The 21048-nt window shown below is 39.8% G+C and carries 19 protein-coding genes; 3 read left to right on the top strand and 16 right to left on the bottom strand.

Annotated elements, in window-relative coordinates; all coding sequences use genetic code 11:
- Window positions 1-283: 283 nt before the first annotated feature.
- From PaeCFBP13512_RS07815 to PaeCFBP13512_RS07745, 15 genes are all read right to left on the bottom strand, one after another.
- Window positions 284-1741 (bottom strand): hypothetical protein, encoded by a 1458-nt coding sequence (locus tag PaeCFBP13512_RS07815; RefSeq protein WP_137222309.1) that lies wholly within the window; start codon window positions 1739-1741, stop codon window positions 284-286.
- Entirely contained in the window at window positions 1738-3033 is a 1296-nt protein-coding gene (locus PaeCFBP13512_RS07810) for a type III PLP-dependent enzyme (RefSeq protein ID WP_137222307.1), read from the bottom strand. The genes PaeCFBP13512_RS07815 and PaeCFBP13512_RS07810 overlap by 4 nt, the downstream gene beginning before the upstream one ends.
- 92 nt (window positions 3034-3125) lie before the next feature.
- Window positions 3126-4220 carry a Gfo/Idh/MocA family protein gene (locus PaeCFBP13512_RS07805; protein WP_241669315.1) on the bottom strand — a complete coding sequence of 365 codons (1095 nt, stop codon included), beginning with the start codon at window positions 4218-4220 and terminating at the stop codon, window positions 3126-3128.
- Window positions 4220-5359: a UDP-glucuronosyltransferase gene (locus PaeCFBP13512_RS07800; protein ID WP_137222305.1), complete on the bottom strand. Its 1140-nt coding sequence runs from the start codon at window positions 5357-5359 to the stop codon at window positions 4220-4222. The genes PaeCFBP13512_RS07805 and PaeCFBP13512_RS07800 overlap by 1 nt, the downstream gene beginning before the upstream one ends.
- A gap of 398 nt (window positions 5360-5757) precedes the next feature.
- Window positions 5758-7188 carry a hypothetical protein gene (locus tag PaeCFBP13512_RS07795; protein WP_137222303.1) on the bottom strand — a complete coding sequence of 477 codons (1431 nt, stop codon included), beginning with the start codon at window positions 7186-7188 and terminating at the stop codon, window positions 5758-5760.
- A gap of 30 nt (window positions 7189-7218) precedes the next feature.
- The gene (locus PaeCFBP13512_RS07790; protein WP_069326947.1) at window positions 7219-8031 is read right to left on the bottom strand and encodes an ABC transporter permease; all 813 of its coding nucleotides are present in this window, start codon (window positions 8029-8031) and stop codon (window positions 7219-7221) included.
- A gap of 4 nt (window positions 8032-8035) precedes the next feature.
- Window positions 8036-8842, bottom strand: coding sequence for an ABC transporter permease (locus PaeCFBP13512_RS07785; RefSeq protein ID WP_137222301.1), 807 nt, complete (start codon window positions 8840-8842; stop codon window positions 8036-8038).
- A complete protein-coding gene (locus PaeCFBP13512_RS07780) occupies window positions 8832-9824 on the bottom strand; it encodes an ABC transporter ATP-binding protein (RefSeq protein WP_069326945.1) in 993 nt (330 codons plus the stop codon). The genes PaeCFBP13512_RS07785 and PaeCFBP13512_RS07780 overlap by 11 nt, the downstream gene beginning before the upstream one ends.
- Before the next feature lie 30 nt (window positions 9825-9854).
- A complete protein-coding gene (locus tag PaeCFBP13512_RS07775) occupies window positions 9855-10871 on the bottom strand; it encodes a BtrH N-terminal domain-containing protein (protein WP_137222299.1) in 1017 nt (338 codons plus the stop codon).
- On the bottom strand, window positions 10864-11109 hold the full coding sequence (locus tag PaeCFBP13512_RS07770; RefSeq protein ID WP_069326943.1) for an acyl carrier protein: 246 nt from the start codon (window positions 11107-11109) through the stop codon (window positions 10864-10866). Before PaeCFBP13512_RS07770 ends, PaeCFBP13512_RS07775 begins: the two co-directional genes overlap by 8 nt.
- A 38-nt stretch (window positions 11110-11147) precedes the next feature.
- Window positions 11148-12506 (bottom strand): peptide ligase PGM1-related protein, encoded by a 1359-nt coding sequence (locus tag PaeCFBP13512_RS07765; protein WP_069326942.1) that lies wholly within the window; start codon window positions 12504-12506, stop codon window positions 11148-11150.
- Between the two features lie 15 nt (window positions 12507-12521).
- Window positions 12522-13724 carry a radical SAM/SPASM domain-containing protein gene (locus PaeCFBP13512_RS07760; RefSeq protein ID WP_137222297.1) on the bottom strand — a complete coding sequence of 401 codons (1203 nt, stop codon included), beginning with the start codon at window positions 13722-13724 and terminating at the stop codon, window positions 12522-12524.
- Window positions 13725-13910: 186 nt separating this feature from the next.
- Window positions 13911-14204, bottom strand: a complete 294-nt coding sequence (locus tag PaeCFBP13512_RS07755) for an acyl carrier protein (RefSeq protein ID WP_069326940.1) — start codon at window positions 14202-14204, stop codon at window positions 13911-13913.
- Window positions 14205-14584: 380 nt separating this feature from the next.
- Window positions 14585-16120 (bottom strand): methyl-accepting chemotaxis protein, encoded by a 1536-nt coding sequence (locus tag PaeCFBP13512_RS07750; protein ID WP_137222295.1) that lies wholly within the window; start codon window positions 16118-16120, stop codon window positions 14585-14587.
- Window positions 16121-16308: 188 nt separating this feature from the next.
- Entirely contained in the window at window positions 16309-17745 is a 1437-nt protein-coding gene (locus PaeCFBP13512_RS07745; protein ID WP_137222293.1) for an amidase family protein, read from the bottom strand.
- 275 nt (window positions 17746-18020) lie between these two features.
- Here PaeCFBP13512_RS07745 and PaeCFBP13512_RS07740 point away from each other — a divergent pair, with 275 nt between their 5' ends.
- From PaeCFBP13512_RS07740 to hepT, 3 genes are read left to right on the top strand one after another with little or no spacing between them, the layout of a single operon-like run.
- Entirely contained in the window at window positions 18021-18458 is a 438-nt protein-coding gene (locus PaeCFBP13512_RS07740) for a GNAT family N-acetyltransferase (RefSeq protein ID WP_069326937.1), read from the top strand.
- A gap of 59 nt (window positions 18459-18517) precedes the next feature.
- On the top strand, window positions 18518-18931 hold the full coding sequence (gene mntA / locus PaeCFBP13512_RS07735; protein ID WP_137222292.1) for a type VII toxin-antitoxin system MntA family adenylyltransferase antitoxin: 414 nt from the start codon (window positions 18518-18520) through the stop codon (window positions 18929-18931).
- On the top strand, window positions 18928-19329 hold the full coding sequence (gene hepT / locus PaeCFBP13512_RS07730; RefSeq protein WP_137222290.1) for a type VII toxin-antitoxin system HepT family RNase toxin: 402 nt from the start codon (window positions 18928-18930) through the stop codon (window positions 19327-19329). Before mntA ends, hepT begins: the two co-directional genes overlap by 4 nt.
- A 114-nt stretch (window positions 19330-19443) precedes the next feature.
- On the opposite strand, the gene PaeCFBP13512_RS07725 is transcribed toward hepT, so the two are convergent.
- On the bottom strand, window positions 19444-21030 hold the full coding sequence (locus PaeCFBP13512_RS07725; RefSeq protein WP_241669314.1) for a glycoside hydrolase family 32 protein: 1587 nt from the start codon (window positions 21028-21030) through the stop codon (window positions 19444-19446).
- Between the last annotated feature and the right edge of the window lie 18 nt (window positions 21031-21048).

The raw sequence follows: 21048 nt of genomic DNA, 5'->3' as shown, positions 1-21048 counted from the left end.
CATTTAGTTAAAATTTAAAGTTATTTTTATGCAATTTGTATAACTATGTATTATACACTCTATAATCATAACATCTAACTCCTACGATTTAAAAGAATCTCTGTGATAGTCGCTTCTATATATAGTTAAAACGTTCATTAATAATCCAACAATACTTTGACATCATCAAATTCATTTAGAGTGGCTTTTACAAAATAAGCCTTTCGATTCTCTGATCTGCTAGAGAACCAAAAGGCTTATTTGTTATGCATTCAAATCATAATCATCAGGTATCATTCATTACTTATTGAGAACGAATTGCAGTCATCGTTGTATACCAGTAATCTAACTGTGCTCTCACTTGTTGATCTTGAACTACCATCTGCATCCGCTCAATCACATTACGCAATGTATCGTATTGACTAGCTACCCATGGCTTACGTGCAAGCAATTCGCACCAGAATGCAATCAAGCGATCTGTACGTAGAGGGTCTGTCTGAGATAATAACTCCCATATCTGCTGATCCATAATCATAACAATTTCGATCCACTCATTAGGATGATCTAATTGTTCCAATTGATCTAATATTATTAATCGATCTGCTGATGTTTGGCGCAATTGACGATCCATCACACGGCGCTTGAGCTCACGGGATTGCTCTAATACCGATACTGCTGGAATATGTTGTCGAAGTGCAGTCAGTACCGTCTGCAATACCTGTTCTTCTTGCCCGCGCATCGTATACAGCAATTGCGAAGCACGCTCAAGACTTGCGGTATTGTGACTTCGATTGTATTTGAGCAATAGATTACGAATAATCGTCGACTGCCTTGTAAGTTCTTGAAGCTCTGGCATCATCGTCGGATACTGATCGAAGATCGCTTGTAATCCTTCTACTGTCTGTGCCAGATACATTAATCGTTGTTCCATCGCTGCTTTGTGCTCATAAAAGATATGAAAAGCTCGAATATCTGCTTTGCTGTTATTTTCGATAAATGTCTGAATACTATTTTGCAAAATATCATAGATTTCCATCCCATAAAAATGAGCATTGGCTTGCTGAATATCATTCCGTCTCCATGATGAAGGACGCGAATCCACATAATCTTGTAACTGCTCGATCAGACCTTCTAACGAGACCACCACTGCGATAACTTTGGGAGAATGTACAGGTGCTTGTTGATACCGAATCGTAATCAAGCGTTTATTTGCTTCTTGAAATGAAAAATGAGCAGCCAACACTTCTTCGATCGGGATACTGTACTCTCCATACTGAAAATCACGATTGTACCCGCTTGCCCAAAAAACCTGCTGTTCGAGATCATAACCGTGCAACATAATATCATGAGAATAATGTTCTTCTTGGTAAAATGCCGTATGAGACAAATAGTATTCATCAATAAACATGACTAGATATTTGTCTTGATTCATCATATCCACCCATGTCGCAATTAACTGCTCGGCATTGAGATCGGCACAATCAGTCTCATTCGTTTCTAGCCAGGGGTAATCACTAAATTCATGGGGATGATAAAAGTCGACCCACTGGTAATTAGGCGAACTTAACTGGATAAATTGATGATATACCCATGGTAAACATTCCTCGTGTGTCATCACCACAGAAAGAGCATACCCTAGATACTGATATCCTTTAACAAGTGGCTTGGCTAAAGGAAGTATTTTTTGCGAAGACGATTGGACAGGGTAACGGGTTAATGAATGTGTAGGGTGAACTGTAGTATTCATTTCTGACTTCATCATAGAACCGCCGTCCATTCTGTGGTAGGTACTATATGTTGTTGCCGTAATAATAAATCTTCAGGATCACCTTGTTCTCGAATCAAATACGATTTGCCTTTATAAGAAAGAACTTCAGCAGGTGTAGCATGACCCAAAAACTGAGTAGGACTATACGTTAATCCATACGCACCTGATTGTAGAATACATATGTAATCGCCAGCATGGATCACAGGCAATTCTACATTTTTGAATAAACAATCATCCGGTGTACATAACGGCCCTACAATACTGGTGATCTGCGTCTGTTCTCCATCGGTTATATGATGCCTTGGAATAATTTCCAGTGGGTAATTGTTACGCGGTCTTCTACCTCTAAAAGTAGCGCCTGCATGATGGTGCATACCTCCATCTACAATAACAAAATGCTCGCCTTTGGATACTTTGGTATACAGTGCCTGACAGACATAGATCCCTGATGCTGCGAGTAAATAGCGACCACTTTCTACAATAAATGTACTGTGTGGCAGATGAACAACATATTCATCAATTAATTCGGTGAGTTGTTGCATAACCGATTCGATGTCCAGTGGATGTTCATGGGAAAAGTAAGGCACTCCAAACCCACCGCCCAGATTGACTATTTCCAGTTGAACCGGATATCTGGCTTGAATTTGCGCGGCTAAAGACAATGTATATCTAAAATTACTGAGTAGCACTTTTTCATCCATAATCTGTGTACCTGCATAGACTTGAATACCGATCACTTGAATATAAGGCATCTCCGCTACACGCTCGAATACACCTGCTAATTGAGACTCATCGATCCCGAATGGACGAGCCACTCCTGCCATCTGAATAGAAGCTCCACTGATCCCTTCTCCATCCGGATTCACCCGAATACCGACACGCACTTTACACTCATATTCAGTCGCAATCTGATGGATCATTTCTAATTCAGCGAGCGATTCGACATTAATACAATGAATCTGATGAGCCATCGCTGTCCGCAATTCTTTTTCACTTTTACCAGGCCCTGTATAGATGATCTCTTCCGGCAAATACCCTGCTGCTTCAGCCAGACGCAACTCCCCTAATGAAGCAATCTCTATATGACAACCCCATTCACGCAGTAGGTTAGCAATGGTAATATTATTGTTTGCTTTTAAGGCGTAATGTAATTGAACTTTGGGGTGTAGTAATTGTTGAAACGATTGAATATGTTCCGCTAATTGATCTCCATTGTAATAATAAAAAGGAGTCGGATACTGTTCTAAAGCTTCATATAAAGGATTGTTTTCTGATAAATGGCTCATCCATGTTCATCTCCTAAGCATTTGGCATTATACATGCGACAACATTCCATGAGAAAAAGATTTTTGCAACGCAAAATATCTGTACTTATGACTCAAGATATAACACTTTTGGCTTTGGCCGTAGCATGAATATGAGATAACAATTGAATACGCTCTACCGACTCAGCAAACAAATGATGGTGCTGATGATGATTGATCGTATCCCGAAAAAAACGTAATTGATTGACATAATAATTCATCGGTTCAAACGTATGATAACGAACTTCTCCTGTTTCTTGTCCATTTTCTATCAGCGCTATTTTGAGCTTCAGCTTATAAAACCCTAGATTACAGCGAAAAAAATCGTTGATCGTAATCTTCGCTTTTTCCAGATAGATCACATGTCTGCTACTATACGGCTTTTCAAAAGAAAAAAGAGCTTCTGCTGTCACGCCATTGGCTAACTGAGCTTGCGCTTCAAATGTCCAATCACAACCGTTAGGCCCATCAAAAGAAGAACGTCCTTCAAATTCACTATGTTGTATTCCGATCACCTGTTGTAAAAATTGAAGCCAATAACAACCCAGATCCCAAAAACAGCCGCCACCTTGTTCTGGATGACTACGATAATTATCATGATGATCTTCTTTGGCTGGAATGGTCAGTTGAGTGACTGTACGGACTAAGGCTCCATATTCACCGGATGAAATGCATTCACGTAACGTATGTTGCCACGGATGATGAGCTACCATTACCCCTTCGATCACCTGTAATCCATGATGCTGTGCCGCCGCTCCAATCATGGGCAGTTCTTGCGGATGCAGACAAAGCGGTTTTTCAACCAGTACATGCTTGCCCGCAGACAATGCTTTGCGAATCCATGTGGCATGCAGTTCGTTACTTAGCCCGATATACACTGCATCTAACTGAGGATCTGCTAACAATTCTTCCAGATCCCCGTAGATTGTAGCGATGCCATAATGTTCTGCTAACGATTCTGCTTTGGACAACGTACGATTAGCAACACCTACAATGTCCAGTCCATCGACATAGGGTGCAGGATCAAGAACAGCACGCGGCACAATACCCGAACACCCGAGAATCCCTAATTTGACAGTAGCTTCTGAATTATGCCCTACTTGGGCTGAAAGAATATGTTCGTCCGTCTGTGTAGAAGAATGGCGTACACTCATTTCGGAAGATTTCATCATGGTGTACCTTTAGCCATCGTCGGGTGAAGCAGTTGCATATGACGTTGAATGTACTCATCGGCATACGCTGGAAATTGCTGACGAGCTTGTACCAATTGCTGATGCATCTGTTCCAAAATATCTGTGCCTCCACCATACTCACTCATCCAGCGTTCATATGATAATCCAAATCCATATTTTTCCCACTGACTGGCATTGCGAGCTTCATGTTCTCCAAAAGGTTCTAGAAAAATAATCGGCGTACTTAGTGCAAATGAATCGGCTAATGTTCCTCCGCCCGGCTTACTGACAATCGCTTGTACATTGCGTTCAATCTCACATAATATGTGATATTCTGATCGTGATTCATACTGTACGGCTTGATCGACTTGCACTTCTCCAAGTGGTGGAAAAGTATGCTTACCCTCTTCATTTTGTTGCCATGTGCGCCACTCTGGATTCATCCGATAATACCGTTGTCCTTGATCCGAACTTCCCCGTTCATCTTGATCGTACAAAATAATATCCAATCCATAACCCACTTGTTCTAACTCGGCGATCCGTTCACGATAGGTGCCCATTCCCCAACCACCCCCATGCACCAACAGTCGATGTTGTCGCTGACTATACGGAATCACTGGATCAGATAAAGGAATATCAATATACGTATACATTTCTTGTTGGTCATGACCAAATAGCCAGACTTCATGATAACTCTCATGTAGCTGACCTAAGCGCTTACGTACACTTTTCCAAGAAGGAGAATCGATCACATCCAGATATAATAAGTCTACATGGAGATTGGCTTCACCGATCTGCTCCCGATAGCGATCTAGAATGTATATCCAATGACCGGATAAGCAAATAAAATGTTTTCTTCCTTCGGCTTCCCACTGTTGTAACAACGTTACAATCTGCTCATCATCCATACTTTTGCGAATATCTTGTGGAATCCGTTGTGACATCAACGCTACCGAAAAGTCAGCATGATACGCTTGACGACTTTTATCTACTTTTTGCAATTGATCTGATTGCATCACATTTTCAAACACAAGCACTTCGGTTGGAATACCCATACGATTCAAGCTTGCTTCTACAAGTAAACCCGGCGTATAAAATCCAAGTCCAAACCCAGAGCATAATATCGTTACGGTCATGATGATCCAATCCTTTCATTTGAGGGTGGTGAAGAAAAGAATAATACTTTTGGAGGTGGAATATATTGTTCTTGGGTGGATGTATCGCTACGGGCATCTATTATTCTTGGCGTCGCTGGTAAGACTTGGATATCTTGAATGGACCGCTTGGCGGTCGATATCCTAGTCTTAAAGGCGACTTTCAGAATAATAGATTTCCTTCGCTGGTGGTGGGAGAACAATATGGTATTTTATTTTAAGAGATAAGAGCATATGATTCTTGCTTCCCCAGTGGTGATGGTAGCAGGGTAAGGCAAAGAAATTAGTAAAATAAGAATAATGTTTGGTGTTGATTTGAATATGTGATGGTGAAGATTTTTTATTTATTCGATGAAATAGATCAATGATTATATGGTTTATTAGTTTAGTATGCTGAACTGGTTGGTTTCTAGAAGTTGTTCGAATTGGGTTAGTAATTGTTGTTTGATATGGTCATGGCTGGCTACGACTGAGAGATAGATTCTGCCTTTGTGTTTTTTGTTATCGTTACGGAAACGGTGGTTGATGTGTAGGGCTGATGATGTTAATGGGATGATGCCTTGTTGACGATTCGGTAAATAGAGCAAGTTGGCTTGATCTAACAAATGAAGTAGTTGTTCGTGCGAGACTTCGCCTGTGTGTGAGACGTTATAGTTGGTCATATTGCCGACCTGTCCGTAGGTACGCAGGTATTGATCCATTTGGTGCTTGATCAGGCTCATCGATTTGCGAGCATTGATCTCGACCATCGGTTCAAGGCTTCCATCTTGTAATACCATAGAGTCAATACAGACATGTCCAAAGTATCCATCCTGATATAATTGCTTACCGATCTGTTCCATTAATGCAAAATAACCTTCTTGTTCGAGTCGCATCATAAAGGCTGGATCAGGAGATAATGATTCACGATACGCAAATTGAGAGTTTGCCAACCACTGAACAGACAGCATTTCAATCTGACCTTGTGGATCAATATGAAATTGGCAAGAAAAATCCCGTTCTTTTTGCAAATACTTTTCGATCAGAAATTGGACTTTCTTCCCTTTTTCTTCTTGTTTGTGTAGACCGTGACCGATACGAACAAGCAGTTCAGGAGAATCGATCAACATATTCCCTTTACCGGACACACCATAATTATCTTTGATCAGAAAAGAACCTTCTTTTAGCCACTCGCTTCCTTTTTCAACTAATTCTTCACTGCTCTCTACTAATACACCGACACCACTCAAGTTCAATGTCTGCTTCATCTGTGCAGAGTAATGTTTGGTATTGACCCTTTTGACGACTTCAAGTTCAGGAGCATGATAGCCAATACCGAAGCGTTGATTCAGCTCTTTAATATGAGGAATCCATGCAAAAGGAGACAAACTCATCGTGGATAATGGAAATTGCTCGGCTAATTGTTCATCTTGTTGTTCCATCCATTGGAAAACAGATACAGGGCGTGCAGACATTCCTGCTTGCTTGCCTGTACTCAACCGATTGATCGCCGCCATCGTCTGATCTTGTCCCGCAAGAATCTGATCTTTGATTTTCGAAGCATCCATTTCCAGATCTTGCGTATTGCCATATACGCTAAATCCCAATTGATGAACATATTGACGTTGCGCAGGTTCCATCGCATAACGAGTAAATAACAGGTCACCCGGCTGACAAAAAGTAAACAATAATTCATCCATAGCTGTCACAATCTTTTCAGCTTCTTTATCAGGTAGTGCAGGCAGTGTGGCAAGATCATCTTCACGCCAGTATAATTCAGCTTCAAAAGCGCCCATGTGGAGCAATGGCTGACTGCTGATCCGTTCATTCATATGTATATTCCTCCTTTTTGAAATGGATGTTTATTGACTAGCACTGGAATAATGACGTAATGCATAACGCCAGATCACACGAATAATGATCAGCAACCAAATCGGTGCAAGTACTGCCCACCAGACCATGCCTGCACTGAGTCCACCCATAACAAACATTGGTGGAAAGTTACAAATAACGAACACCGGTAATAAAAATGTACCTAAGCGCTGAATAATCCGATCATAGACTGCCATAGGAACATAATTCGTTTCAAATACACTATTTGACATATCGGTTACCCCTGTAGTCTGTACCGTCCAGAACGCCAGCAATTGTGGTAACAAAAAGACAGAATAAGCAACCAAGACACCAATCGCGATAAAAAAGATAAAACCGCCAATATGATAAAAATCTACAGGCAACCCCATTCGACTCCAGCCAATCGCTACCATTACACTGCCACCGAGTACATTGGGGATCGTATAACCCAATTCAAATTGACGTAAAGTGACAGCGAATTGCAAAGAAATGGGCTTCGTAATCAGCACATCCAGTGAACCGGTACGTACTTTATCTGGTAACTGAGTAAAATTGGTAAAAAACAATCCACTATATAATCCGCTCATAATGGTAAATACGCCTACATATAACAAAATCGCATCCGGCGACCAGCCATTAATATCGGTTCCTACCTGATACGGCAGAATCGCATATAATAGTTTGATCAGTAGATACGCTGTTTCAATCAGAAAAGCTGTAATAAAATTGGTACGATACTCCATTTGTGACATCACAGAGAATTTCATAAATCGTCCATAAATACGAGAATAGCGCTTTGCTTCTTTCCAGATCATCTGCATATTATTATCCTCCCACCGCTACATAACGGCGTACCCCTGAACTCCATACCCATCTAGCGACTACTAAAATAACAGCGATCCATAACCACTGCATGCCTATACCTGTAATTGCTTCTGTTGTGGTTAATTTACCAGTAATCATATTGACTGGAAAAAAGACAATATACGAAAAAGGTAACATCCCTAATATCTTGGCAATCGTCGCTCCAAAAATGGTTAACGGAAAAACACTACCACTCGCAATATAAATAATGAGCGATAAGGTATAAAATAATCCGGTCGATTCGGTTAACCAGAACGCTATTCCGCTTAATGCATAATAGATCACAAAGTTGAGTAACAATGCACCCGGTAAAGCAATCAGATAACGTAATGCACTATCCCAACCTACAGGAACGTGTAGACCGATCCGCAACCAGATCAAGACTACAGCGGCAAAAATAATGACCAGTACCGATTGGACTGCTTTGGCACCTAGAAATTTTAAGATACGATAAGCAAAATAGTTCAGCGGTTGGACTAGAAATTTACCCAGTCCACCTTCTTTGATATCGCCTGCAATTTCATATTCAAATCCCGCGGCAACAAGCTTACCAGTGACTGCTGCCATAATAATGTAGATCAACATTTCTTGAAATGTATAACCTACAATCGTTCCCTGACCGGATGAACGAAAAATCGCTAACCAGAGAAAAAATTGAGTCATCATCGGTACAAAAAAGCTAACTAGCTGTATCCAATAATTGGTTCGATATTCCATTTCATTTTGAATCCCCATATGTAAAATTTTGCGATAGACTTTATTGGGCATGGGGCAACCCACCTTTTTCGTACAGGATCGCAATCCCTTCTTCCAAAGGAATATCTTCAATTGTAAAATCAATAACAGGTAAATGATCCAGTATTTCTTTCGATTTACGTAGTACATCTTGCTTGCTAAGTTCGAATACGACTTCCAATTCAGAACGAGAACGAATTTTACCATATCCATTCAAAGACAATTCCGATACCGGCGCTGACAATTGGATTTTGAGTAATTTCCAAGAACCAATCACATCGTTTACACTTTTGAGATCACCATCATAGACCAGTTGCCCGTGATTAATAATCATCGTTCGAGAACATAAGTCTTCAATATCGCGCATATAGTGACTGGTCAGCAAAATCGTTGTATTGTACGTTTTGTTGTATGTTTTAAAAAATTGTCTGATTTTACTTTGTGAAATAATATCCAAACCAATCGTCGGCTCATCGAGCAATATGACTTTCGGACGATGAAGAAGTGAAGCAATCAATTCCATTTTCATGCGTTCACCTAAAGACAATCGGCGTACTTGCACATGTAACTGCTCACTGACACCCAGCAGTTCAACCAATTCGTCCAATGTACGCTTATATTCAGTATCGTCCAGATCATAGATTAATTTGTTGAGTTCAAATGAATCACTAGCAGGCAAGTCCCACCATAGTTGATTTTTTTGACCCATCACAATCGAGAACTGACGTTTAAATTCTTTTTTACGTTCCCATGGCGTATACCCGAGTACAGAAGCTTGACCATCACTAGGATGCAAAATACCGGATAACATTTTGAGTGTGGTCGTTTTACCTGCTCCATTAGGTCCTAGAAAACCAACAATTTCACCTTCTTCAATATCAAAACTAAGATCAATTACAGCTTCTTTCTGCAATTTTTCCCGTTTAAATAAATTCGAAAATGATTTGCGTAGTCCAGGTTCTTTTTTGTAATATTCAAATGTTTTGGATAGTTGAGTTAACGTTATCGCTGACAGATGACACGACCTCCTTCATGTTGCACACTGCTATAGACGGATCTGATATACCGTCATTCTCATCCGCTCTAACAATGTTTTTAATTCGGCTAATAAACGCAAACTATGCTGAATATAATCAGTTACTTTCTCTCGGTTAACCCGCAATCCTATTTTATACAGTTGAAGCAGATGCCTTTTCCATGTCTGACGGAGTTCATGAATATCTTCTCGCAATTGATAAGCACCATGCTCACTGCCCATTAACCCTTCATAACGACTCATAAATTGCTCGGTATACTGTAGTAGATGCATCAGACTTTCGATCCGTAGTTGGTAATAAAGAGTATCGCAACTCTGACGGAATGATTCATCTTCCATCTCTAACAGACGATCCAGATCACAGAATAAGACGGCATACGCTGACCAGCTTTCTTGCAAAAACTGTTCTAAATGACGATCACACGCCTGAATCACTTGTTGGACACTAAGCTCTTCCGCAGGATCACTATTGAGATACGCATATTCAGTAATACCTTCTAGCAACAAAGTAAGATTTGTCTTGCCATTGTAACTAAGTACATGACCGGATTCTTCTAATAAAAAGTGATCGGATACATAGGCTTCATCCTGCTTCATATCCAACCCGTATAGCTGGATCACATGTCCTTTGCTCGGGTTATTCTGATATACCGGATGGAAATTCAGGCAATGACTTTGTAAATGAAGAAGTATACTTTTTCCATTTTCCAATGCGTTAGACCAATCTTGTAAGATCAAAAAATCATTTCGCTTGGATAATGCTGGATCGATCGTGACATGTTTGACTTCAACCTGTGTATTCGCTGACCACTGGGATAACAAATCCGCCATCGGACGCAGACCAAATGAGTCAAAATTTCCTTTATACGAGATCGACAACCCGTTACATAGAAAATATAGATCGGCTTCATCGGTATAGACACCCTGACGTAGTAGTAAAGCGTGCAGGCTAGCATAAAAGCAATGCTGTCCTGGCGCTCCTACTGTTTCCGGTAACACTTGTTTAGATAATGATCGTTTAAACATAATGAGCTAACATGTTTTCGATACGGCGTAATGTCGATAATTCTTCCAGCAATAAATTATCATCGTCGATCATGATATTGAGATGATTTTCAAGTTCTACAATCAATTCAACCGCAGATAGTGAATTGAGACCATACTCTCGTAGATCATCATCTGGTTGTAGATTTTCCAGATCGGCTGGAGCCATTTTCAACACTTGAGCAAGTAAAGGTACGACTTGTTGTTCACTAACTTCCATCGTTTGACCTCCTTTGACATCTAACTAACCTAAGCTATTTACAGTTCAGCAATCACTCGCTCTAACTGTTCTTCAAGTCGCTGTGCTTCTTCTGTGCTATCGGCAATAACAATAGCAAAAATACGGTTATTGTATCCGTTCGTTGTTTTGCTTGCAGACAATGTACCTGCTGTATACACCCACACGCCAAAAGGATGTGCAGAAGTATACAAAAGATTATGTTGCTCTAACTTTTGACAAAGAGTCTGATACGTTAAACGTTCTTTGGTAATATGCCGGAAATAACGAGAACGGAATATGCGCAGCCCGAACATTTGCGGTAATAATGAGATATAGGTCGATAACGTGAATCGCCCATTAATCTCAATCACCGGAATCAATTCTCCACTTTCATCAATAAATGCATCAATTGAAGCAATACCACGATACTGCTTTTCGTACAAATAATGTCCCAATTCCATCGCATACTGACGAGATTGTTGGCGAATCTCTTCGGTTACCCCTGAAGGCATATAGGAACCAATATAGACGGTTCCATCCACCACCTGACGTTTCAAAGAAAAGACTTCAACATCACCATCAGGATGAATATAAATTTGATAATTTAGATCCATTTGCTTTTTGTGCCAGCGTTCGACTAACCATGCTTGGTCTGGATTGTTTTGCTTACGTGCAAAACGACTCATCACACTCAGCGTAGCATCGAGCTTTTGTGTTCCTTGTAATAAATACAGCCCTTTGCCAGAAGCTCCATAAGGTTCTTTGATAATAATTTGAGCTTCGGCATCGGCTGTACCTATAGCTAAACATTCACGCCGAATCTCTTCGACGGTTGAGCATACGGTTCCGCTACTGACTGGAAAACCCAACTCAATCGCTGCTTGGCGACTAAAGATTTTGTCATTCACCATTTTACAAATCTCCGAAGGGGCTCCAATATAAGGAACTTCACACGTATGAGCAATTTCTTCTTCCCATTGCGTGACTGCATAAGGAACAAGATAGGTTGCTCCATACAGGGCACGACCTTGCACCCCATACATCTGCAACCGTTCTAACAAGGCTTCATCTTGCAAAATCAGTTGTGAAATCGATACAAACGGATCATCACTTTCCCCTTGCGGAATCTCGATTCGTGGTAACTCAAAACCCAGATTTTCCAACATATCTAGATAATCCGGGTCAGGTTGTTTACGCAAAATCATAATATCCTGCTTACGACAGAGTAAAAGATTCATCTCTTCGATTCGATTCACAACTTCTTGTTCCTGAGGATCGCTCACTCCTTTGCTGATATTGTGCCAGACCGATTCAGCGCCGATATTAAAAATCCATATAAAGCGACCTTGATCACGATGATCGGTCAATGCATCCATTAGCGATAACTGCTGTCTCATGAACTCCCTCCGCTCTTAAATATAGTCGAGCGAATTGACTGTACCTGCACCATGTAGATACAATACACTGCACTTCGAGCACGCAGGCGTTAGCCCTTCTTTATTGATAATATGTCTTACATTTTCATATTCTTCGGAATCCCAGATTTCTTTCAGGCTCTTCTCTTTCAGATTACCAACCGTAAACTCGGAAAAGAATTTGCAAGGCATAACGCTACCATCTGGCACAATATCGGTACGAGAAGTCAATGCTAGACAGTGATTAGAACAACGGCTTGTCATTTCATCACCATGAATAAATTTGTCGATCTCATCATAATCCAGACCCGGTTGGTAACGAACACGGATTTTCCATACACGATCATTGATCTTGTGTAGATCTTCCATCAACGCATCCATACGATCAGGATTGATTTTGTATTTAAATGCATGCCAGCTACTGATATGACGCTCATCTAACTGACGCAACCATTGGAATTTTTCAGAGAAATACGTATCCATTTTGAGCGATGTTTCGCGGGAAATGTACCACGGGAAGCACAACATCACCAAGTCCAATTTTTTCGATTCAAAAAACTCTAGCAATTCAGTCATACGACCGATCATATTATCGTTGATAACGGCATGAACGGAAATTCTACCTTTGTACAATCCTTGATCACGCAATTCCACTAAGCGATCAATTTGTGCCATCGTTTTTTGAAATGTACCTTTACCACGGATTAAATTATGCTCGTATTCAAATCCTTCTACAGCAATTAGCAGTTCCAGATTTTCAGATAAATCTAAAATAGGCTCAATAAATTTATCTATTAATAGTCCATTCGTACAGATCGTCATCTCACGGCGATCATTCTGAATGTATTCCAGAATTTCTCCAAATTGACGGTGAAACATCGGTTCTCCGCCCCATAGATATAGACGAGACTTCGCTTCTTTGGTATCGTCCAATAATTGTTTGAAAATCAATGGATCAAGATCCATATTTTGCTCTGCTTTGTCCATTTGATGATGATAGCCATCTTCATTCCACTGAAAACAGTGTGTACAGCGCAGATTACAACGGTTTGTTAATTTAATCCCTAATGATTGCGGGATTGGCGTTTTGTACGTCGGATCTTTGATCTGGTTACGGTAAGAGACAGTGGCGTTGCGAATGGTTCGTTTAATCAGCTGAAATTCTTTGCGGTCAATGGTTACTTCGCTTCTTGGTTGCAAAAAAAACACCTCTTCCTTTGAATTCAATGTTCAAAGCAGACTGTCCTTTAACGACACATCGCATCATAAGCCCAATAAGTGACAAGCAAAATTTCTGATATACAAAACGTATTTATTGCAAATAATGTTCATGATACTGTTGTATATACACAACAAGTGTTAGCGCTTTAATTTTTATGTAAGCGCTTATACCGTTTTCACCTGTTCTTCTACAGCCTGACCTTGATTGGCTTCAAGACTAACAAAGTTACAGAACGCTTGAATAGAACCTAAATGTTCCATATCAAATTCTTCAAAATCAATTTCAACATTAAAATCATCTTCTACTCGTAAAATAAAATGAATCAATTGGATAGAATCAAGCCCGGCATCATGAATAATATCAGAATCGCGGTCCAGACGTGTCAAACAGGAAGGGTCTTGTTTTACCTCACTAATCATGGTAATAATTTGCTCTACAGTGACTGGGGATTGCTGCATTCTAATTCCTCCTTCTAGATATAGATCAGGTAGTGAGAATCAGGTCAAGCACGCATACATACGAAGAAAATACCGACTAAAAATAGCGACATCTAGCGGATAATTCCGTCCACCAATTAATGGAATTATATGCATATATATTCATCTATATTCCAGAAATAGTCAATCCTTATAATAAGAAACTGGTCAAAAGACCCAACCTGCATAATTACAACGAAAAAAAAACACTACCCTATGTAAAAACCACATGAGTAGTGTTTGTTCAATCGTTTTACAAGACTTTTTGGTCTTTGTTTTACAGAAAGCAAGTACACCGTATTGGAAATATTTTGTCGAATAAGTGTATGAATCTGACTACATTTTGTCTTTTTATTGACAAATTAAGATGCTTTTTCAGTCACAACTTCGTCACTTTTTACTAGAGCATTATTTTGATCCAATGAATGATTTAAGATATCAATCAATTGTTTCAATTCATCAATACTATTTGCAATACGACTCACGCGTGTAGATTGCTCTTGTAAGCTTGACGTCATTTGTTCTATAGACGCACTCGATTGTTCTGTTACTGCTGAGATCGTTCCTGTTTCGAGTACTGAATGACGAATACCTTCAATTAATTCTTTAAGCATACTGCCAATTTCTACCGAACGATCTGATACTGTATTCGCTTCTGTCATGATATCTCCAAACGAAGATTCGGTCTGTTCCGCAGAAAGTTGGATCACATCAATCGCTTCTTTACCTTGTTGAATACGACCGGATACGACTTCTGTCTGATCATGAATACGATGCAAGATATCTGTAATCAAGACTGTAGACTGTTGCGCTTCACTCGCTAGATCACGAATCTCGGTAGCAATAACTGCAAATCCACGTCCATGCTCTCCTGCACGAGATGCTTCAATACCTGCATTAAAGGAAAGCATATTGGTCTGACGAGCGATATTTTCAATCGCTTGAGATACAGAAGAGATTTCTTGTGCATAGTTGCGTAATGTATTCATCGCTGCATGGGTATTGTCTATCGTTTGACCGACTTCAAGTACACCTTCGCGCAAACGAATAACTTGTTCATTTCCTGAGCGAGTTAATGATGCTGTTCGTTCAGCTAGCTCTGTCATATCATTTGCAGTATTGCCAATATTACGGATAAACGTTTCTGAATTTTGCATCGATGTATTAATTTCACCGATACTGCCTGCTTGTGAATCAATTCCTTTTGCAATTTCATTAAAGCCTGTTGTTAACTCTTTACCAATCCGATCGGTATCTTCTGCATTACGTTGCAATTGTCCACCAAACTGTGTCAATTCTTGTGCAGAACGCTCTACTTCTTGTAGCAAATTATCAATTTGTTCTTTTTGTTGATGTAAATTGCTCATCATTTTCTGACCCAAAATACAGATCGCTACCCCAGCAGAACCGACCATCGTCGTAACAGCAAATAATACGATCATATCCAATACAGGAAGCGCTTTTACCAATGGATCAAATACAAGTAGAATTACTTCTAACACGACTGCATATATGGTAGCTACAATACTGACACGCATATTCAAGTACACTACAGAAAGAGTGATATAGATCAAAAATGCTGACCATGAAGCTTGTGAAGGCAATACCCAGATAACACAAGTACATGCGATAAAAGATAACGGAGTTAATAAGTATTTACCTATGGATAAATGATTTGTTTTTTTAAATATAAAGAAAGCCGCTGGAACCAAAATACATACACAAACGATTAGATATAACCATGTATACAAATTGACCAGATGAAAAAAGTACATTGCTCCATAAATAGGAATACAACTGATCAAAATAATAGCTAACGTGTACAGCAAAAGTTTGGATGCTAATCTTTCATAAGCAGTTGCTTGTTTCTCTTCGTTGTTTGCTAATACGCTTTTCATAAGCGCCTCCTTAGTTGTCTGAGATCATAAAGTAACAAATAGTTCTTTTTTACTATTTCGTCAAAATTCAGCAAAAAGTTTACAGCTAGTTCACTAAATTTTTTAGTTATTTTTTTGCATAAATAACCACGTAAAAAAGCAGTAACTCTGATGTCAGAATTACTGCTTTTATTTATGAAATAAACGACTTATAACATAGGTCTTCTGCGTGCAGGTACGGTATGTTCAAAAGCATACGCGATTCGAATCAATTCTGGCTCTTTGTACGCTGTACTCATAAAGCTGATACCAAAAGGCATACCGTCTCGGCGGTAACCTGCTGGTACAATAATCGCCGGATAACCCCCTACTGCGGGTGCATCAGTATGATTCGGGGAAAAGATCGCATCTAATTGATGCTCTCGAAGCAGACGATCTATGCCTTCTTCTCGTGCTTGATTCCAATCGCTTAGACGAGCCTGAATATATTTAGCTTCAGTTAATTTACCTGACGTTTCATATTGCGCTTTGATCAAGATTTCTTGACCGTATTTGAGTGCATCTTGATGATGGAGATGATTATAATCGATCATATCTTTAAGTGTTCGAATCGATGATTGTGGCCCTAGTGTCGATAAATAATGATTAAGTGCCGACTTGAACTCATACAATAAAACAGTCATGTCTTCTGAAGCAATATGATCCAGATCGGTATGGTCTACAATAACGGCTCCTGCATGATACATCGCTTCGATAGAAGCTTCCATAATCGACTTTTCTTCGTCGCTTAACTCATGCACATAAGCTCGATTAATACCGATTCGTGCTCCACGTAAGCCTTCTGCATCTAGATAAGACGCATAATCGGGTATCGGAACAGGTGAAGTCTGGGTTGGCGCATCTTGTTCATCTTTTCCAGCTAATACCTGTAATAGAATAGCAGCATCTTCTACATTTCTAGCCATTGGACCTGCTGTATCTTGTGTATAAGCTATCGGAATCACGCCTGTCCGACTGATCAAACCCAGTGTAGGCTTGATGCCTACCAGACTGTTTTTAGCTGCCGGATTCAAAATCGAACCTGATGTCTCTGTTCCTACTGCTACAGCACATAGATTGGCAGCTACCGCAGCTCCTGAACCTGCGCTTGAACCGCCTACATCCAATCGTCCGGGGCCATACGGATTAAGCGTCTGTCCTCCGCGGGCACTGTACCCATTTTGCATATTGAAAGACATAAAGTTCGCCATCTCGGTCAGATTGGTTTTGCCTAAAATAACAGCTCCAGCTTTCCGTAATTGTCGTACTAAAAAAGCGTCTTCTGGAGCAAAAGAGTCTGATAACGCTAATGATCCAGCGCTGGTATGCATATGATCACCTGTATTAATATTGTCTTTGATCAAGATGGGTATCCCATGCAGTTCACTACGAACTTGTCCTTGCGCGCGTTCTTGATCCATTTGAGCAGCAATATAGATCGCATCCGGATTCAATTCAATCACAGATCGTAATAAAGGGCCATCTTGATCTATTTCAGCTATACGCTGCATATACAAAGACGTTAACGATACAGAAGTCTGCTCTCCTTCTTCCATCCATTGTTGTAACTCTCGAATACGTACCTCTTGTAAAGGAAAATCGATCATTTGGACACTCCTTCCACTTCACTTACAAACCTTGTATCGATTCTATAATTGATTGATGCGTTGTGCAAATGTTAATTATCAATAGATACAGACTATAATCAATAAAAAAGAAGCTGAATTATACTGACTGCAATTAAATAGTGCGGTTTACATTTACATTCATTTCGTTAAAATAGAAAGACGGTCTATTCCTTCTTCAAAGAGTATCTATTTCTATAGAAGGTATTAGATGTAACTCATATAGAGAATCATGAACTAAAGGATGGAGCATACACATGGAACTATTGATAAAGCAAGTTGAAAATGAATATGAATTGGATCATTGTCTATTTATCCGCAAAGCAGTTTTTGTGAATGAACAAGGTGTACCTTTGGACGAAGAATACGATGAGTGGGATAATGCCAATACTATCATCCCACATATTATTGTGTACAATGGTGAGACTCCTGTTGCCACTTCGCGCCTGCGTGTGGTTGAAGGTGTTGCCAAATTAGAACGTATTTGCGTAATGAAAGACTATCGTAAATACGGTGTTGGCAAAATGCTGGTTGAACATATGGAGCAATTGGCGCGAGAACAAGGTCTGACTCAAGCCAAATTAAATGGGCAGACACAAGCCGCTTCTTTCTATGAGCGCTTAGGATATGTACAATCTTCTGAGATATTTTTAGAATCCAATATTCCTCATGTCTTGTTTACCAAATCATTATAATCTTTAGCAAAGTATCGATCTCTCTAGCACACTATCTAGAACAATAAGGAGTTGTTATTATGTCTAAGCTGTGTTTATCTTCCCATCAACAACTTCTTATTGTTCAGGAGTTGTGTAGTCTTGTTCAAGCACATACGATTATTATTTTTGGCTCTGTTGCCAAAGGCACTGCAAGAGCTGAAAGCGATATTGATATTGCTTATTTGTCTCAAGTGCGCAGATCGACTTATCAACGATTCCGAATCGGACAGCAATTAGCCGATCAGTTAGATCGTGATGTTGATTTGATCGATTTTGAAGAAGCAAGTACAGTATTCCAAGTGCAGATTGCCAGTACAGGGATCGTATTATATGAAGAAAAGCCAATGATCAGACAACTGTCGTATATTCAAGCTTTCCGTGAGTATGTACAACTGAATGACAAGCGCCAACCGATATTAGATCACTTTATGAAGAAAAGAGGCACGCTATGAATCAAGATATTTTACTCAACAAAACGGCTACGATTCGTCGCTGTGTTGCACGTATTCATGAAGAATATGCTGGAGATGAAGACAACTTATTTAACTATACCAAGCAAGATTCGATTATTTTGAATCTTCAACGGGCTTGTGAGGCTTGTCTTGATCTAGCGATACATATCATTTCTGAGCGCAATCTAGGCGTTCCACAGAGCAGTCGAGATGCTTTTGATCTTCTATTCCGCAATGGATTATTGTCTAAAGAATTGAATCAAAGTATCAAAGCAATGGTCGGCTTTCGGAATATCGCTATTCATGATTACCAAGGGGTACAAGTTGAAATTATTCAAGGCATTATCGAAGAACAATTGGATGATTTTGAACAATTTATTGCAGCGATTAACGCTTGAAAATAGGAAATTGATGCTACACTCTCCTTTCTACTATACTAATTTAGAAAAAAAGCCGAAATCTTCTGATCTCATAACGATCAATAAGGTTCGGCTTTTATTATTCTTTATTGTTTATTTAAACTGTTTAACGACTATATTTTCAAAAACAGCTTTGCCACCGTCTGCAAATAAAGTAATCCCTTGATCTTCTTTATTCGGGAAAATCAAGCTAGAGTAAGCTACTGTACCATCATCTACAAAGACTTCGATACTGTTCTTATCGACTAATATTTTCAGATGGACTTTTTTCTTATCGGTATTGAAGGTTGCCTGACTTTCTAGACTTTTGCCTTGAGTATCAGGGTGACCGGTGTAGGCTCTATTCACATACGTATATTTTCCTTCTACAAAGACACCTACATCGACATGACGACTTTGATCTTTAGACTCTCGAAGTCGCAATCCTACATTTTTAAGTTGTGACCACGAAATGTCTGTATCCAGCTGGAAAGAAGATCCACGAATATTAAGCGGCTCAGAACCTTCTACTTCCATCCGTTGTATTTTTTGGGTAGATGCAGGTAGTAAACTAATCGCTCCAATCGGTTGAGAAGATAGATCATAAGATTGACCATTGAATTGAAGTCTTATTTTACGAACGATCGAATCCATACCGTTGAATCCTTCTTGTAATGTCGGTGTGTTATTGACATAATCCCAGTTGTTCATCCATCCAAAAGCATAACGTTGCTCATAAGGATTAGAAGCTCCTGCGATATCAAAAGTAACAGCGGCATACCAATCAAATCCATGATCCAACCATTTGGGTTCTTGACGGTCAGCTATAAATTTCTTGCCATTAAAGCTTCCTGTCCAGTATGCATACGTATTTGGATTACCTGCTCCACGTCCGTTTGCGCTAGCACCGAGTACCCATTTGTAAGCTCCATTTGCCGCTTGCATCAAGTATAGATCAGGGCATTCCAGTATGCCTACATTTTCGGTAAGGAATCCGCTGGTGTACGTCCACTTTTTCAAGTTAGTGGATGTGTAAAATCCAATCTTATTGCCTTCTGCCATCAACATAATCCAGTGTTTGGAATTGGCATCCCATATTATTTTGGGATCACGAAAATCGGTGTTACCGGGATTCGACAGAATCGGTTTTTTCCCATAGGCAGTGAAGGTATTCCCTCCATTTTTGCTATACCATAAATACTGTTCTTGCGCTCCACCGTTAGCAGAAGGTTGAGTCACAATTGCGATAAACGCATTTTTACCAAATCCGGCTGTGTTGTTGGTATCGACGACAACCGAGCCTGACCATGGATCACCGTTTTTATTTGTATATTTAGGAATAGCTACTCCGTGATCTGTCCAATGGATCAGATCGGTAGAAGTAGCATGGCGCCATTCGGTACCATTGCCATCCGGATAATCTTTGTTATAGAGATAATAATAATGATATTTTCCTTTGAAATAGATAGGACGTTGTGGATCGTTTTTCCACTTGTCCGGCACTGTAAAATGATAATCAGGACGTTCGCTACTGACGGATGTTCCATGAGAAGCACTATTATGAGGAAGACTGCTTTGAGTACTTCCTTTTGCGCTAGTCTGTGTGAAAAAGTAGAGTAAGGCACCTAATATAATACATCCGAACACACTGAGAACAACGAGTGTCCGCCGATATTTAGATACGTGGTTGCTGTTGTTCAAGTGAGCACCTCCATATAT

This window comes from Paenibacillus sp. CFBP13512 (genome assembly GCF_005233705.1).
Classification (GTDB): domain Bacteria; phylum Bacillota; class Bacilli; order Paenibacillales; family Paenibacillaceae; genus Saccharibacillus; species Saccharibacillus nuruki.
The sequence above is the reverse complement of the archived record's forward strand: the minus strand, read 5'-3'. Positions and strand labels throughout refer to the sequence as shown.